General features: G+C 69.6%; 9 protein-coding genes. 3 read left to right on the forward strand and 6 right to left on the reverse strand.

The window, feature by feature from the left end; all coding sequences use genetic code 11:
• Positions 1-29: 29 nt before the first annotated feature.
• The 4 genes from QCZ28_RS10590 to QCZ28_RS10605 form a co-directional block, all read right to left on the reverse strand.
• A complete protein-coding gene (locus QCZ28_RS10590) occupies positions 30-2,066 on the reverse strand; it encodes a serine hydrolase (RefSeq protein ID WP_279516444.1) in 2,037 nt (678 codons plus the stop codon).
• Positions 2,067-2,455: 389 nt separating this feature from the next.
• A complete protein-coding gene (locus QCZ28_RS10595; protein WP_279516445.1) occupies positions 2,456-4,009 on the reverse strand; it encodes a tannase/feruloyl esterase family alpha/beta hydrolase in 1,554 nt (517 codons plus the stop codon).
• Positions 4,010-4,121: 112 nt separating this feature from the next.
• Positions 4,122-5,120, reverse strand: coding sequence for an SDR family NAD(P)-dependent oxidoreductase (locus QCZ28_RS10600; RefSeq protein WP_279516446.1), 999 nt, complete (start codon positions 5,118-5,120; stop codon positions 4,122-4,124).
• A 69-nt stretch (positions 5,121-5,189) separates the two neighbouring features.
• On the reverse strand, positions 5,190-5,624 hold the full coding sequence (locus QCZ28_RS10605; RefSeq protein ID WP_279516447.1) for a hypothetical protein: 435 nt from the start codon (positions 5,622-5,624) through the stop codon (positions 5,190-5,192).
• 293 nt (positions 5,625-5,917) lie between these two features.
• On the opposite strand from QCZ28_RS10605, the gene QCZ28_RS10610 reads away from it, so the two are divergent.
• The 3 genes from QCZ28_RS10610 to QCZ28_RS10620 all read left to right on the forward strand — a co-directional run bounded on the left by QCZ28_RS10610 (position 5,918) and on the right by QCZ28_RS10620 (position 10,340).
• Positions 5,918-6,748 carry an oxidoreductase gene (locus QCZ28_RS10610; RefSeq protein ID WP_279516448.1) on the forward strand — a complete coding sequence of 277 codons (831 nt, stop codon included), beginning with the start codon at positions 5,918-5,920 and terminating at the stop codon, positions 6,746-6,748.
• 113 nt (positions 6,749-6,861) lie between these two features.
• Positions 6,862-7,533 carry a TetR family transcriptional regulator gene (locus QCZ28_RS10615; RefSeq protein WP_279516449.1) on the forward strand — a complete coding sequence of 224 codons (672 nt, stop codon included), beginning with the start codon at positions 6,862-6,864 and terminating at the stop codon, positions 7,531-7,533.
• A gap of 71 nt (positions 7,534-7,604) precedes the next feature.
• Entirely contained in the window at positions 7,605-10,340 is a 2,736-nt protein-coding gene (locus tag QCZ28_RS10620) for a LuxR family transcriptional regulator (RefSeq protein WP_279516450.1), read from the forward strand.
• A gap of 105 nt (positions 10,341-10,445) precedes the next feature.
• Here QCZ28_RS10620 and QCZ28_RS10625 read toward each other — a convergent pair whose 3' ends face one another.
• Both QCZ28_RS10625 and QCZ28_RS10630 read right to left on the reverse strand, forming a co-directional pair.
• A complete protein-coding gene (locus QCZ28_RS10625; protein ID WP_279516451.1) occupies positions 10,446-11,315 on the reverse strand; it encodes a hypothetical protein in 870 nt (289 codons plus the stop codon).
• Positions 11,316-11,343: 28 nt separating this feature from the next.
• Positions 11,344-16,617 (reverse strand): AAA family ATPase, encoded by a 5,274-nt coding sequence (locus tag QCZ28_RS10630; RefSeq protein WP_279516452.1) that lies wholly within the window; start codon positions 16,615-16,617, stop codon positions 11,344-11,346.
• Positions 16,618-16,620 lie beyond the last annotated feature (3 nt).

Consider the following 16,620-nt stretch of genomic DNA (forward strand, 5'->3'; position numbering starts at 1 on the left):
TTGCTCCGGATCGTCCCGGGTCGGGCGGGTCAGTAGGAGATGCTAGGCGCGAGCAGGTGGAACTCCACGGCGAACCAGCCCGCGCCGGCGAGAGCGAGCACTGTCAGGCCGCTACCGGCGATCCGCCGCCAGCCGACGTGGCGTCGCACGTCGTCGACCAGCCGGACCGTGGCGGGCAGCACTCCGAGCAGGCCGATCAGCTGCAGCACCTGGATGGCGCGCAGGACGGCCCCGGGGACGTCCTGCAGGCTCATGATGGTGATGATGCTCAGCACCCAGCCGGCAAACGCGAGCAGCGTGCCGGCGACGGCGAGGCGGCTCAGGATCCGCGCGGTACGCCCCGCCCGGTCCCGGGGCGCGCGACCCAGTCGACGGCGGACGATCGCGCCGACCGGCCAGGACAGCACGGTGAGCAGGAGCACGACTGTCGACACGGCCAGCACCGGGACAGCCAACGCGGAGGCGCGGGCGGGCTCGACGGGCAGCAACGTGAACGCGGAGTCGAAACTGATCGCCTCGACCCGGTCGTCGCTCGCCCGCATGGCGATCGTGCGCTGCCCACCGACCTCACGCCAGACCCAGGGCGCCACCTCCTCGTAGTGGGCGGGGGAGTCGGAGAGTGGACCCGGCACCATCAGCAACCGGTTACCGTCGGTGACGCTGACCGTCGTCCGACCGACCAGGCCGATCACCGTCAGGAAGTTGCTCCGGATCGCTCGTGAGGACTCGTACGTGCCGGCCGCCAGCGCGGCGTGCGCGGCGGTGGTCGGCGGGTCCACAGTGGTGCCCGGCTGGTCGTCACCGGCGGGGAAGTAGCGGTCGGCGAAGCCGTTCACGATCGACTCGCGAAGCTCCTGGCTGTCGAGCGCGCCGGAGCCGTTGCTGTTGAGGGAGAGGAAGATGCCGGCCCGGTCGTCGGGGTAGATCTGCAGGTGGGAGTGGAAGTACTTGGTGTCGCCGCCGTGGCCGAGGATCCGGTGGCCGTTGCGGTCCTCGGTGAAGAAGCCGAGGGTCATCCGGGGTCCGTCGGCCAGCGTGCCCAGCGAGGTCGAGTCGAGTGCCGGCCGCTGCATCAGGTCGCGGGTGGGTTTGTCCAGCAGGGGCGCGAAGCCCACCGGCTCGCCGAGCTGGGCGATCATGAATCGCGCCATGTCCGTCGCCGGGGCGCTCAGCGCACCGGGCGGGGGCGTGCCGACGATCTCGAACGGCGCTGCCGGCCCGGCGGAGGTGTCGTACCCGTTGGACATCCGGTCGCGCAGCGCTGCCGGGAGGGGCTGCTCGAAGGTCGACGACGGCATGCCCGCGCGGTCCAGGATGTTGCGCTGGACGTACTCCTCGAAGCGCGTCCCGCTGACCCGTTCGACGATGTAGCCGGCGAGGGCGTTGCTGTAGTTGGAGTAGGCGGGGACGGTGCCCGGCTGGTAGATCTGCTCGGGTGGGTCGGTCACCAGGGCCCTGCGCAGGTCGACGGTGCCGCCCTCGGTGCCGATGAGGCCGGCGATCCGCTCCTCGAAGCCGGCGGTGTGCGTCAGCAGGTGCCGCAGGGTGACGGCCCGCTCGTAGTGGCGCGGCAGGTCGAAATCGAGGTACGTCTCGACGTCGGCGTCGAGGTCGAGCTTCCCGCCCTGTACGAGTTGCAGCACGGCGGTGGCGGTGACCAGCTTCGACACCGATCCCATCCGGAACAGGTGCCGGCCCGGGTCCACCGGCACGGCCGGGTCACCGTCGGCACCGGTGTCGGCGTACCCGTACCCCCGGGTTGTGACGATCCTGCCGTCGTGTACGACGGCGACCGTGGCGCCGGCGATGCCGGTACGGTCCAGCGCCGCCGGCAGCAGGCCGTCGAGCCAGGCGTTGACGTCGGTGTCGGTCAGAGCCGAACCCGCCCCGCCGCCGGCCGCGGGTGCCGCCGGAGCGGCGATGGGCGGTGCGGGGTTGTGCTGCGGTGCGCCGCAGCCGGCGACGCTCACGGCGATGACGACGGTGGCCGCCACCACCGCGCCGAGCCGGACGAAAGATCGCCCCGACCGGGGTGAGCCGGGGGCGGGAAGAGGAAGTGATCGCATCGTCTGCCAGTGCCTTTCCTGGCGAACGGGTGTCCGGAGCAGGTCCGTACGGCGTCACCCGAGGCCATGGAACAAGCCTGTTCGAGGGATCGGCCCCCGCCATCTGGCGCAGGACGGCACTGCGCCTACGACCTGAGGAGGAGGGGCGGCTGCGTCGATGGTCCCTCCTGTTGGAGCGTTTGATCTAGCGGGGTTTGACGCGGATGCGGCGGCCGGGCAGTCGGTGGTTCAGGACGTGGGCCCGACCCACCGCCGAGGGATGACCCGCTGCGGTGGCTGATGAAGCCGCAACATCCACAATGTGGCAAAACGACGGCCCCGGATACCAATCCGGGGCCGTCGCTGTAGCTGGGGCTCGGGTCAGGCAGCGATGAGACTGCTCTGGTGGGTCACCGCGGGTAGCGGGGGATGTTGCCGGTGAACTTGCCGTCCACCGACGTGGCGGGGAGAGTCGCCGGGGCCTTCCCCTTCTCCACCCAGTTGACCAGGGCGTCGAGGTCGGCGCCCGGGTTGACCAGCGGGCCGGTGCTGAACAGCGGCGTTCCGCAGTGGTCCACGCCGGGCAGCAGGAAGAGGCGGTAGAAGTCGTCGACTCGCTTGTTCCCGCCGAAGAAAGCGTTGACGTGCTTGCGGTAGTCGACTGTGCCCTGGGTCGGGATCAGCTGGTCCGACTGACCGTGCCACGTGAGCAGCTTGCCGCCGGCCTTGGCGAACGCCGACAGGTTCGGGTCATTGTTGCCGATGATGTCGTCGTACTGCCTGGTCGCTGAGGTGAAGAGTCGCGTGAACGTCTGGTAGGTCAGCTTGGTGCTGTCGAATGACGGGTCTTTCGTCACGAAGTACTTGGCCCACTGGTCGGGTACCTGGAAAGGTGCGCCAGGATTGGCGATGAAATTGAACGCGGAACCCTTGTTCTGGCCGTACCAGAGCTTCTTGCCGATCGGCGAGACCGGGCCGGCCCAGATCTTGTTCACCGCGTCGGCGACCGCCCTGGTGATAGTGATCTCCTTGCCTTCGCAGGCGACTTTCCTGCCGACCAGCCGACGGGCGTCCCACGTGCAGTCCTGCGGGTTGTCGATGACGCCGTCCCGGACGCCATCGAGGGTGTCGCAGGCCGCGACCGCCGCGGTGTTGAAGGCGGCCAGTTCGCACTGCGAGGGGGCGACCTTCTCCTCGTTGTAGACCGCCTGTGACCACAGTGTAGCGATCTCGAACCGGTTCCACTCGATCGCCGGCGCGTTCGCCAGGATGCCCTGGAAGTCCGTCGGGTGGTTCTGCGCCTCCGCGTAGCCCTGGCGGCCGCCGGTCGAGCAGCCGGTGAAGTACGAGTACGTCACCGCGCGCCGGTAGAACCTCTTGGCCACGTCCTTGCCGATGACCGCCATATCGTGCACCGAGCGGGAGGCGAAGTTGGTGAGCAAACCGATGTTTGTCTTTCCGTCGGCGGTGAGACCCCAACTGGCGTCCAGGCCGGTCGTGACGCCGGCGTCGGTGGCCGCGCCGACGTATCCGCCCTTCACCGCGCTGATCAGCGGAACGCTCAGCTCACTGAGGTCGCCGGCGGAGTAACCGCTGCCGCCGGTGGCCTGGAAGCGTCCGTTCCAGTCCTTCGCATCCTGAGGGAGCGAGATCTTGATGGTGACGGTGTCGTTCGCGCCCGGATGGGTCACGACGACGCTGATGTCACACCAGTCCGGCACTGCCGTGATCGGCGGATTCTGCGGAAGCCCCGGGGTGGAGGGGAACGTGAAGTCGCCTCCGGCTCTGGAGGTCGCCGTGACCGACATCACCCTAGTGCCGGACGGGGTGGAGACGGGAACGGCGGTGCAGGTGGTGGCGGCGGTCGGGCCGCCGTCGCGCGTGGCGGCGTGGACGGCCACGGGCAGGAGGGAGGCCGCCAGCGGGACTGCCGCGGCCGTCAGGATCATCAAGCGTTGCTTCATGTCCACTACCCTCACCCGGCCGCAGCGGCCTGGCCCCAGGGTGAGGCACTGGTCTGCACCCTGGGGCCAGGACCCGGACCGCTCGATCGAGAGACGTCCGGGGTGTCACCCTCTACAGAAGGTGGACGCCGGTCAGTTCCTCGCTGAGCGTCCACAGGCGCTTGGCCTGGTCCGGGTCGACCGCGTGTGGCGCGACGCCCGAGAGGTCGTTGAAACCGCCGAGGTTCGCGGTGTCGGCATCGGTGTCCTGGGCGAGTTCAGCGATGTCGCAGTTCTCGCAGTAGACGCCGCCCAGGCCGGCAAGCTGCGGGCTCGTGGCGCACCACACCGGAGTCGCGGCGCCCTGCTCGGGTGTCTTGAGCTGCTTGCTCGGGTCGAGGATCGGGCTGCCGTCCGGGTTGGCCATGCCGGCCGCGGCGAGCTGCTCGGTCGTCAGATACTGCTTCAGCCCGGTGGCGACGATGCTGCCGGGATGAGCGGCGAAGGCGCGTACACAATCCGCCTGTCCGCGGCGGTCGAGCTCGACCGCGAACAGCGACATGGCTGTCTTGGACTGGCCGTACGCGGCCCAGGGGTCGTATGTGCGGTGTGTGAAGTTCGGGTCGTCGAACACGACGGGCGAGTGGCGGTGCCCGAGCGACGTGAGGGTGACGACACGGGCACCGCCAGCCGCTCGTAGAGCCGGCCACAACCGGGCCACGAGCTGGAAGTGACCGAGATAGTTGATCGACAGTTGGAGTTCGTTGCCGCGCGGGTCGCGTCCGAACGGGGCGGCCATGATCCCCGCCGATGCGACCAGGATGTGCGCGGGCCGGTTGGAGTCGACGAACTCCGCCGCCACCCGGTCGATCGAGGTCGCGTCGCTGAGGTCCAGGACCGCGTACTCCGCGGACGCGCCGACCAGCGCGTTGCGGGCTTTGGTCACGTCGCGGTCGAGGACCACGACGTGGGCGCCCGCGGCGCTCATCGCCAGCGCGGTCTGTAGTCCCAGGCCGGAGTTCGCGCCGGTCACGATCGCGGTCTTGCCGGTCAGGTCGACCGTGGCCAGAACGTCACGCGTCGTGGAGGCCGCATCGAATTGTGAACCGATAGGGTGCTGCGCCGTTGTCACCGCGTCTGTCCTTTCACTAGGCACTGAAGGGCGCGGTCCGCAGACACACGCCGAACTTGGAGCGTCCGATCAACCGGTGACGGTGTTGCGGGCTTCGATGGCTCTGAGCGTGTTCTTCAAGGCTTTACGCAGCACGCTCTTGCCGACCGAGCCCAGCACGATGCCGGTCAGACGGCCCTTGAGGTTCTTGCCCTCGCGGACCACGACGACGTCCAGGACCGTTGTCCCGTCCGGCTGCGCCCGCAGGGTGTAGGTGTGACCCGACCGGCCGCCCCAGATGTTGGAATCGGTCGTCGTCATGACCACGCGGCGGGGATTCGACCAGTCATAGCGCAGCCGCTCCCAGATGCCGCCCGAGCCTTCCGTGACGTCAGCCCAGGCAGCACCCTGGCCATGCACCGTCAGATACTCGTCGGCGCTGTTGCCGAACACCTCCGAACGGCCCGGTCCGAAATCGGTGAGCGCGGCGAGAACCTGCTCCGGCGTCGCGGTGGTCTTCTCCACAAAGTGAATCACGGGTAGTTGGCCCTTCTGGTTCTCCTGGCTGGTGTCCTCCCAGACTTTCCGACCGCGGACCCTGGCGACCCCGTGGCACACCCTGGTCCCCCGACCCGACTCCCTGGTGACCCGCCCGACTCGCCCCTGAGCTGCCATGAGGTTCCGATCAGCGACTCACAACGGGCACGTCGCTGCCGTGCTAGGCTCGTAAGAGGCCACTGGCCTCTAATATTGACGACAAGCCACGTCGGCGGGGACGGATCGGTCACTCCCGCCACCACACACCGGATGGGGTCGAGATGAACAAGACCTGGTTGATCACCGGAAGTTCGCGCGGGCTGGGCCGGCACCTCGCCGCAGCCGTCCTGGAGGCCGGTCACAACCTGGTGGCCACCGCCCGGCGTCCCGACCAGCTCGACGATCTCGTCGACAGCTATGGCGACCGGGTTCGCGCGATCGCGCTGGACGTGACCGACCCTGGCGCTGCCCGCGCCGCTGTCGCGACAGCGGTGCAAGCGTTCGGCCGGTTGGATGTCGTGGTGAACAACGCCGGGTACGCCGATGTGGCCTCGATCGAGGACATGCCCGAGGACGAGTTCCGGGCGCAGATCGACGCGAACTTCCACGGGGTGGTCAACGTGACCCGAGCCGCGTTGCCGACAATGCGTGAGCAGGGCAGCGGTCACATCATCCAGATCTCCTCCGTCGGCGGCAGGGTGGGTGGCCCCGGCTTGGGCGCGTACCAGGCGGCGAAGTGGGCGGTCGGCGGATTCTCCGAGGTGCTTGCCAAGGAGGTGGCGTCGTTCGGAATCAAGGTCACCGTCGCCGAGCCAGGTGGCATGCGCACCAACTGGGCCGGCTCCTCGATGAGGATGCTGGCAATCAGTGACCCCTACAAGCCGGTCATCGAGCCGGTGCTCGCCCGCCTGCGTGCCGCCGACGGCAATCAGCCGGGCGACCCGGCGCGGGTCTCCCAGGTGATCCTGAACCTCACCGAGGTTCCCGATCCGCCGGTCCATCTGCTGCTGGGCGCCGATGCGGTGGCAGTGGCACAGGCTGCCGCGACAGCCCTCGCCGCCTCGGACGCCAAGTGGCGCACGGTGAGCGAGTCCGTCAGCTACGACAGCTGAGTGGCGTCGCGCGGCCCGCTGCTGCTCGCTGGACAACGTGCGAGGAGCGATCGGGAGGCGCGTAGGGTAGCCGCCAGTAGCGGGCGGTGTCGGGGAACCTCAGGGGTAGAGCCATGGGTACCAACGGTCAGCCACCGAGCTTTCAACGTGCCCGCAACCCCGAACAGCGCGAGGCGCGCAGACGCGCGATCCTCGAGGTGGCGGCGCAGCTCTTGACCGAGATGCCGGTCAGCGACATCAGCCTTCGCGAACTCGCCCGGCGGGTCGGGTTGTCGAAAACGAACGTCGTCCGCTACTTCGAGACCCGCGAGGCGGTCTTCTTCGCCCTGCTCAACCAGTCCATCGACGAGTGGCTCGACGACCTTCCGGCCGAACTGCCACCCGCGACGGGCACCCCACCGTCTCCCGCCGCCGTGGTGGACGCCCTGGCGCGGTCGGTAGCCAGCCGCCCGCTGATCTGTGAACTCTGGAGTTCGCTCGGTACCGAACTCGAACGCAACATCTCCGCCGACGCCGTCCGGGCGTTCAAACTCACCCACACGGACCTGCAGGTCCGGCTCGCCGGGCTGCTCAGACAACGCATCCCCGCGTTGACCGTACCGGCATCCCGGGAACTCGTGGCCCTGTCGATCCTGCTGATCGCCGGCCTCTGGCCGTTCGCCAATCCGTCGCCGGCCGTCGCGGAGGCGGTGCAGGACCCGCTGCTCGCCCACTCCCGCGTCATCTTCGCCGACCGGCTCAGCCGTGCGCTGCTCGTCACGATCACCGGCCTGTTGCTGGTGTAGTCCCTACCCGGGGCTCGCGGCCCGCCCGCGACGGGCGAACCGCCGCGTAGTAGTTTCGACTGGGGGAAAACGTGCCGAGTGACAACATTGGTTCTGAGCTGCTCGGCCGACACCGTGAGCGCGACCTGCTCGATCGGCTGATGCGTGACGTCCGGGCCGGCCAGAGCCGGGTGCTGGTGCTGCGCGGCGAGGCCGGCGTCGGCAAGACCGCGCTGCTGGACTACGTGACCGAGCGGGCAGAGCCCGATCGCGTGGTGCGGGTCGCGGGCGTCGAAGCGGAGACCGACCTGGCGTACGCGGCGCTGCAGATGCTCTGCGTTCCGCTGCTGAGGCACCTGGATCGGCTCCCCGAACCGCAGCGCGACGCGCTTGCCACCGCGTTCGGTCTCCAGGTAGGTCGTCCGCCGGACGGGTTGCTCGTCGGTCTCGCGGTGCTCGGCCTGCTCGCCGAGGCGGCGGCCGAACAACCGCTGGTCTGCGTCGTCGACGACGCGCAGTGGCTGGATCGCATGTCCGAGATCATCCTCACCTTCGTCGCCCGCCGCCTCGACGCGGAATCGGTCGCGTTGCTCCTCGCTGTGCGGAGCGCCACCGACGAGCAGCTACTCGGCGGCCTGCCCGAGCTGCGGATCGACGGCCTGCCCGAGGCGGACGCGCGAACGCTCCTGGACAGGGCGATACCGGGACTGGTCGACACCCAGGTTCGAGATCGGATCATCGCTGAGACCCGCGGCAACCCACTCGCGCTGATCGAGCTGCCCCGTGGTCTGTCCCCGGCGGAGCTGGCGTTCGGATTCGGCGGACACACCGCGACGCCGCTGGCCGGCCGGGTCGAGGAAGGCTTCCAGCACCGTATCGCGGCGCTGCCGGCCGACAGCCGGCGGCTGCTACTGACCGCCGCGGTAGAGCCGATTGGAGACGTGTCGCTGCTCTGGCGTGCCCTGAGCCGGCTTGGTGTGGGTCCCGGCGCGGCGGTGTCGGCGGAGGCGGCCGGTCTGGTCGAACTGGGCACCCGGGTACGACTGCGTCACCCGCTGGTGCGCTCGGCGATCCGCCGCTCGGCCGAACCCGCCGAACTGCGCGCGGTGCATGGGGCTTTGGCCGACGTCACCGACCCACGGCAGGATCCGGACCGGCGTGCCTGGCACCGGGCACACGCTGCCGTGGGGCCGGACGAGGAGGTCGCCGGTGAGCTGGAACGCTCGGCCGGTCGAGCGTTCGCCCGCGGCGGCCGGGCTGCGGCTGCCGCCTTCCTCGAGCGGGCTGCCGAACTCACCGCCGATTCGACGGCCCGCGCCCGCCGGATCCTGGCCGCGGCGCAGGCCCGATTCGCCGCCGGCGCCACCGAACAGGTGGCCGGCCTGCTCGCCGCCGCCGAGCTGAGTCACCTGGACCCGGCGCAGCGCGCCGAGATGGAGCGGTTGCGGGCCCGGGTCGCGTTCGCTCTCAACTCCGGCCGGGCGGCGGTTCCGCCGATCCTCGAGGCCGCCCGCCGGCTCGAGGCGCTGGACCCGGCCGCAGCCCGGGAGACGTACCTCTCGGCGGTCGGCGCGGCCTTGAACGCCGGACGGTTCGGCGGCGACGACCTGCGGCTCGTCGCCCGGGCCGCCCGACGAGTACCCGAGGGTTCGGACCCGGCCGGTCTGCTTCTGGCGGCCTTCACCGCGTGGAGCCTGGATGGGCAGGCCGCAGCAGTGCCGCTCTTCTCCCGGGCGCTGCACGCGGTCACCGTGGAGACCGATGTGGACCTGGCCTGGCTGGTCGGTCTGGTTCTGCACGAGGTGTGGAACGACGTCGCCTTTCACACGCTTACCGGACAGGCCGTGAACTTCGCCCGGGAGACCGGGCGGCTCTCACTGCTGCCCACCGCGTTGACGTTCCGGGCCACCGCGCTGATCTTCGCCGGACAGTTCGCCGACGCGTCCGATCTGCTCGACGAGGCCGGGGCTCTCGCGTACGCGGCAGGGCTGTCGCCACACCCGGCCACCGCAGTGATCCTGGCCGCGCACCGGGGCCGCGAGGAGCCGGCCATCGAGCTGATCGATGCCTTGACCAAGGAGGCAGAGGCCGGCGGCATGGGTTGGTTGCTCAGCGTCGCCGGTTACAGCAAGGCGGTGCTGTTCAACGGGCTCGGCAACTACCCGGCGGCGTTGGACGCCGTTCGATGGGCGACCGAGCAGGACGACCTTGCCGTTCAACAGTGGGCGCTCGGTGAGTTGGTCGAGGCTGCGACGCGCTCAGGTGCACACGCCGTCGCGGCTCAGGCACGCGAACGCCTCGCCGAGCGGACCAGCCTGGCAGAGACGGATTGGGCGCTCGGTACGCAGGCCCTCGCGGACGCGCTCGTCGCGGTGGACGCGGAAGCGGACGAACGCTACCGGACGGCCATCGAGCGGCTCGCCACCACGCAGCTCGGTCTGCAACTGGCCCGAGCCAGGCTGCTGTACGGGGAGTGGCTGCGCCGGTCGAACCGCCGTGGCGACGCCCGAACCCAGCTGCGGTCGTCCTACGAGGCGTTCACGGCGATGGGGGCGGAGGCGTTCGCCCAGAGGGCGGGCCGGGAGCTGGCTGCCACCGGCGAGACGGTCCGCAGGCGTGCCGTCGGCGTACCAGCTGAGCTGACCCCGCAGGAGACGCAGATCGCGCGGCTGGTCGCGGCTGGCCGGACTAACCGGGAGATCGGTGCCGCGTTGTTCCTCAGCGCGCGTACGGTCGAGTGGCACCTGCGCAAGATTTTCGCCAAGCTCGGCATCGGTGGCCGCCGTGAGCTGCGCGCGGCGATCGACGTCAGTTCGCCGCGACCATGAGGCCGCCGTAGCCACCCGCTACGACAAACCGGCCGTCCGGTTCCACGCCGTCCTGACCATCATCATCATCTGCGAATGGCTCCGACCGAGCTTGTGAACCACGCCTTAGCCCTCGGTCAATCCGTCGGCGATGGCATCCTGCGCCTCCGCCGTGGTCAGGTAGCGGATGCTGTCGTGCGCGTGCGCCCCGTTGTGGACGAGGAAGGACCGCACCGCAGGCCCGAACATCGGCCGCAGATCCTTGGTCAGTGCCACCACGTCGCCCGCGTCGGCGATGTTCGTCCAGACCCGCACCGATCCGGGCCAGTGACCACGGGGCCCGCCACGATCATCGGTGTGCGGCGGCGGCGACAGCCGATCGAAGATCAACTGGCGGACGCCGATGGGTGAGCCCAGCGTGACGAAGGCTCGGACCTGCCATTCCGGGTGCGCGCAGAGGGCCTCGTAGGCGACGACGCTGCCCAGCGAGTGCGCCACGACCACCCTGGTGTCGGGCGCGACGACTGCCTCGACGCGGGACATCACCTCCCGCCGCAGATCCGGCTCGAGCAGGTACCGGCGTACCTGGCGCAGATCAGCCACCAGGAGGCTGTCGAGCGCAGCGGGAACCCGTTGGTAGGCGGCGGCGAAGAAGCGCGAGTTGCTCAACGCGCGTAACGCCGCCTGCACTCCGATGGGCGTCCGCGCCAGGGTGCGGGCCTCGGGGGGCACGACGGCGGCGTCGACCACCGACGCCTCGCGCCACCAGGCGCGGAGAAGCTCGGATTCGTACTCGCTCTCCACCACACCACCGACATCCACTGCTGTCCCGCCGAGGAGCCGCCCCGGTGGACGGAACAGGTTCCCGTAGAAGGCGCAGGCGAGGTCCGTGGAGCCGGGCAGAAGGTGCCGGACCGCCGGCAACCAGGCCTGTTGCATGGTGCCGGCATTCGCGTACTGGTGCCCGATCCCGTGCACCCCGACGATCAGTGGCACGCTGGTTCCTCCGGCTCGGGAATCCCGCTCACGCGGGCGTCAACGCGAACGCGACAACGCCTGCCGCGCATCCGACGAGCACTGTCGACGGCCCGCCGAATTCGACAGCCGCGATGGGTGAGTTGAGTTCGATGCGGTGCCGCTGATGGCCCTCGGGTGACAGGATCACGATGATGTTCTGCAGACCGACGGCGATCGTCGACGTCTCGGCCTCGACGCCAACGGCCGTGACAAGTGCGTTCAAGGTCTGCCAGGGCTCCGGTGGGCCGCCCCGGCCCCAGCGAACCCGTCCGCTGCGACACTCGTTTAGCGACAACCGGTACAGCGCCTGGCCGCTTCCGCAGTAGACGGTGCCCAAGGTGGGGTCGACAGCGAGGCAGGTCACCGGCGCGTCGAAGCGAAGCCCGCCGAGGCGACGGCCGGTGGCCACATCCCACCACTGGACCATGGCGCCTGCGCTGACGGTGAACGCGATGGTGACGTCCTCCCCGTTCACCACCCGGACGGCCAGAACCGGGTCCCGGTGCTGCCACGGGCGGCCGAGCCGTCGAGGTGCCCCCTCGATGTTCCACGCCTCGATCGCGTGCTCGATGACGCCGAGCCAGGGTGACCCCAGATCGGCGGCCTTGCAGACGAGTACCCGTTGCCCGTCCACCACGGCCAGGTCGGCTGCGCGCTGTGGCCGGATCGAGCTGTGGGAGAAGCGGCGCAGGCGGACCTGGCGATCCAGATCCCAGATCTGTACGTACCCGTCGTCACCAGCAGTCACCGCGTGTGGCACACCGGCGATCCGATGCACGGTCAACGACCGGATCCAGCCGTTGTGCGCCGCCCACGGCAACCGCACCTCAGTGCCATCGGAGAACCGAAAGAAGCGGATTTCGCCGAACTCGCCGACGGTCAACACCGCGAGATCCTCCCCGAGTTGGACGCGGGCCATCGCCTGCACGCCGCCCTGGCGTGGCCCGGCTCCCGACGCCGGTCCGTCCGGGCTGGTGGGTCGCCACACCGCCAGCGCCGCCTCCTCTGTCGCGGCGACGACGACCATGCCCTCGCCGGCGTCGAAGGCCGCGATGGCGTCGATGCGACCCTCGACCGACCGCTGCCGGACGCTGGTCTGGTCGGTCGGGTGTTGCAGCTCCTCCACCACACCATCGGCGTAGCCCAGCAGAACGCGACCGCCGACGCCGGCCGTCAGGCAGGTGACGCCGGGAAGGCGGCGCCGGTACCCCTTGCCGCTTGCCACATCCCAGATGGTCAGGTCATCGCCGGCGAGGACCAGGACAAAGAACGCCGTGTCGTCGTCCAGGATCGTGAGCGCGGTGATCCTTCCGCGCGCGACTTGATCGACGTACTCGATCTTGTCGAGTCGCTGCCCCTTGAAGACGGTCACCTGACCATCGGCGCCACCGACGAGCACCATCGGCCCGTCCGCCGTGGGCAGAACGGCCAGCCGCTCGACCCGGGCTGGTCTGGGCAGAGGCCGACTCTCCAGTGCCTGACCGTCGGCCAGGCACCAGGTGTGCACGGTCCCGTCCGCGTCCCCAGCGCAGCCGAAGCCGCCTTCGTCCGATGTTCCGGCGGTCAGGGCCGTCACGGTCAGACCCTCCAACAGGAACGGTTCCGCGACCAGATCGGCTGTGGACAGGTCCCAGACCCGGGTGCCACCGCTGCGGCCGGTGGTGAGAACGACCGGCAGGCCGGACCGTTGGCCGATCGCCAGGCAGGTGACGCCACCGGTGTGGGCGAACCAACTGCGTAGCATGTGTCCGGACTCACCATCGAAGATTCGTACGATCCCGTCGCCGCTCGCGGTGACGAGGACGGTGCGCCCGTCGACGGTGGTGGTCACCATGTCGGTGATGGTCCTGGTGTGTCCCTGCCAGGCACCGGTGACCCTCGGTCGTGCGTCCAGATCCCACATCCGCACCGTGCCGTCGGCCGAGCCGCTGATGATCAGTGGCCGTTCCTCCACCACTCCCGTGGTGACCGCGTGGATCGGGCCTGTGTGCCCCCGCCAGGGCGGGCCGAAGGGGCGCAGCGACCCGAGATACCACGGGCGGAGGAAGCCGTCCGCGCCGGCGGTGACGATGACGTCCTCGTCCCCGACCCGCACCGCGGTCATCGCATGGACGGCCTGAGTGTGTGCGTCCCGGCTCGCCACCGGCCCCGTCCAGAGCACCCGACGGCCCCATCTCTCCAGATGCGAGCTGGAGACACGGCCGTCGGAGAAGCCTCGCACCACCACCTTGGCGTCGCCGTGGTCGATGACAAGCAGAGCCGTGACCGCCGACGTCACCGTCCCCAGGTCGATTCCGTCCGACGTCGGAGAGTCGTCGCCGCGTATCGAGGCGATCTGCTCTCCGGTGAGCGCGTGCCAGAGATGGCTGTGACCGTTCGACGTGCCGGTCAGAATGACCGGATCGCCAGCCAGGTGGGTCGTGACGATCGCGGTGAGCTCGTACGGGTGCCGGAATGGTTTGATCAACTCTGGTACATCGGTGGAATCGCGTCGTAACCAGGCGAGTCGTCGGCGGCTGCGCCGGTCGATCGTCTGCATCTCTGGCCCCGCCGAGCTTCCCGTCGAGATGCGCACAGCGCGAATCCGACGCCCCAGCGCCGCGACGCCGAGCAGCGTTCGGCCGGCGCGCAGGGTGCTCGCCGCGTCAATGGAGGTGAGCCAGGCGAGCCGTTTCCGGGCCACCGGGCGCAGGGTGGGCAGATCATGCAGGGCGAGCTGCCCCTGGGCCTCGCTGACCAGCAGACGACGGCGGCCGTCCAGCTCCACCACGTCCAGTCCGCTGATCCTGGAGCTGCGCGGTCGGTACACCCGCACCTGCGACGGGTTACTGAGCGGATCCCAGCAGTGCAGTGCTCCCTGTCGGGTTCCGGCGATCACGTGGTCCGCCGCGCTGCCGGGTACCACTGCCAACGCTGTCACGCCGTCGACCGGTGAGCCCAGGATTCGGTGCGGATGCGGCGGCGTCCAGGAGGCCCAGAGCGCCCGCCAGGGCCGCTGCACCGTCTGCTCCACGATCCGCTCGGCCAATGCACCAGCGTCGTGCTGCCGCGCGGCGAGTTCGAGATAACTGAGTCGCTCCCAGAGGTCGGCCCCACCAAAGTGGTGGACGGCCTCCCGGTACGCGCGACCAGCCGCGTGACCCTCCTCGGTCATGGCGCTGTCACAGACCGCGAGCAGCCGGTTCTGGTCCGCTTCGGTCAGGAAGGCCGGATCGAGCAGGAGTCGGTCGAGGTTCCCGCCAGCGGCGGCATGGCTGGCCAGGTTGGCCAGGACGTAGGGGTGGGCCTCCGACCAAGGCGCCCGACCCGCCGTCGCCGGAACCTGGGACCGCTTCTCGAAGAAGGTGAAGATCGTCTGCTGGATCGACCGGTTCGACCTGTTCGAGCGGAGGTACGACGCGAGCGCCTCGTGATAGAGCCGGTAGACCGAGCGCTGGTTGGCCAGGGCCTCGATGACGTAGTAGCCGGCGTGCTCGATGAGCCAGTCGATATCGGCGTCGGTGTACACCTGGCCGCTGAGCGTCGTGGCCAGCGGTGCCCAGATGTCCTCCCAGGGCAGCCCGGCACCGTCCGCGTACGCCAGGGGTAGGAGCAGGTCGCGGGCCTTGTTCGACGACTCGCCCAACCGGTCCTCAAGGTCGCGGCGCATCGCTTCGGCGGCGAACCGGGGCAGCGCGCGTCGCCAGGCGGCGTCGCCCGGGTCGACGACATAGTCGCGCAGCGCGAGGCTCCGGGCGGAGATCAGCGCGACCAGGAACGAGTGCCCGGCCGCGTTGCCGACGGCGGTGGCCACCTCCTGCGTGAGGTTCTCGGCGACAGAGAGGTAGGGGCTAGGGTTCCCCAACTCGCGCAGGCACCGCTCGGCGTAGCGTCGGACGCTCTCCTGGTCGGCGTACTCCGCATCGTCGAGATTGAGCACGACCACGTCGCGGCCCAGTCGATCCACCAGGTGTCGCCGGGTGCCGACCAGGATCCGCACGTTGGTCTTCCCGGCGTCCCGCACCAACGGCTGCACGACCTCCCGCATGACGCTCTCGACGTCCGCTGCCTCATCGAGTGCGTCCAGGATGATCGCCTGGTGCTGATCCCGGGACGCCACCTCCGACAGCAACTCCTCCACGTTCGCCGCCTCGTCGACGTCGAGCGCCTGGCAGAGTGCCGCGAGCAGTTGGCCGACAGTCTGACCACGGACGTGCACGAAACAGGTCAACACGTTCTCCGGGACGTCCACCTCGTCGTTCCCGGACGTCATCGGAATACGACTGCGCAGCCGTCGGCTTCCCAGCATGTAGAGCCGGGACAGCAGAGCCGACTTGCCGGACCCCGGATTCCCGGTCACCACCAGGGTCGAGCGGGGCGTGCCGGGCGGCCGACGTAGCCAGGCCGCGCAGCTGCGCAGGGCCGCCGTACGCCCGGTAAACAGCCACACGCCCTCCACCACGACGTCGAGGCCCTGTGCCCGGGGCAGGACGTGGCTGAGGAACTCAGCCCGCCTCGCCACCTGCTGCTCATGGTCGCGTTGAGCACGGAGGTTCAGCCCGTGCAGGGTTTGGTTGTACCGGGGGTTCGGCAGGAACTCGGTGACCGTGTCACCGTCGTCGGCCTGCAGGATGCGGGCCCGCTGCCAGGGCGGCAACTCGTGGCGGACCACGTTGTACACCGCGTTCAGCGCCAGATAGCGGGGTTCGTGACCCCCGCTCGCCCGGTGCCTGACCGCCGCGTCGAATGCCCGGCTGAACGCGCCCGACCCCGCGCTCTCGTGCGGGCGGGCGGCGGCCAGTACGGCGATGCTCGGGTTGACGGCCCGACCGCCGAGCAGGTCGAGACGATCGAGCGCGCCCTTGCCGACATCCCGGGTGGCCGCCGCGGCGAAGCAGGTGTCGAGGATGACCAGAAACTGCTGGACGTCGGTCCCACGGATCAACCAGTTGGTGAGCTCACTGGCCCAGACTCCGGTCCGAGACAGGTCCGACGTGGTCTCCGGGAAGGGAAGGATCAGGTCACCGCCGTCCGTCTCACCGTGGCCCGTGTAGTAGAAGACGACGATGTCATCGGGCTGCCGGTCCGCGGCGGTCAGGAAACGGCTGAGCTGGCCGGTGAGTTCCTGCCGGGACAGATTCGGCCTGAAGCCCGGCACCGACTGGTACGGCAGGTAGCGGGTGAACAGGTCGCTCATGCGCCGGATCTCGTCGACCAACTCGGGTCGATCCTCGAAACCTGACTCCGGTGAGTAGGAGCTCGTTCCACATCCGATGAAGAACCGTCGCGGCGAGGTCGACATTCG

It is taken from the genome of Micromonospora sp. DH14, from assembly GCF_029809455.1.
GTDB classification, from domain to species: domain Bacteria; phylum Actinomycetota; class Actinomycetes; order Mycobacteriales; family Micromonosporaceae; genus Micromonospora; species Micromonospora parva.

Coding starts and splice junctions, on each gene's coding strand:
- QCZ28_RS10630 (WP_279516452.1), bottom strand. CDS start 16,617: ATGTCGACCTCGCCGCGACGGTTCTTCATCGGATGTGGAACGAGCTCC.
- QCZ28_RS10615 (WP_279516449.1), top strand. CDS start 6,862: ATGGGTACCAACGGTCAGCCACCGAGCTTTCAACGTGCCCGCAACCCC.
- QCZ28_RS10595 (WP_279516445.1), bottom strand. CDS start 4,009: ATGAAGCAACGCTTGATGATCCTGACGGCCGCGGCAGTCCCGCTGGCG.
- QCZ28_RS10590 (WP_279516444.1), bottom strand. CDS start 2,066: ATGCGATCACTTCCTCTTCCCGCCCCCGGCTCACCCCGGTCGGGGCGA.
- QCZ28_RS10610 (WP_279516448.1), top strand. CDS start 5,918: ATGAACAAGACCTGGTTGATCACCGGAAGTTCGCGCGGGCTGGGCCGG.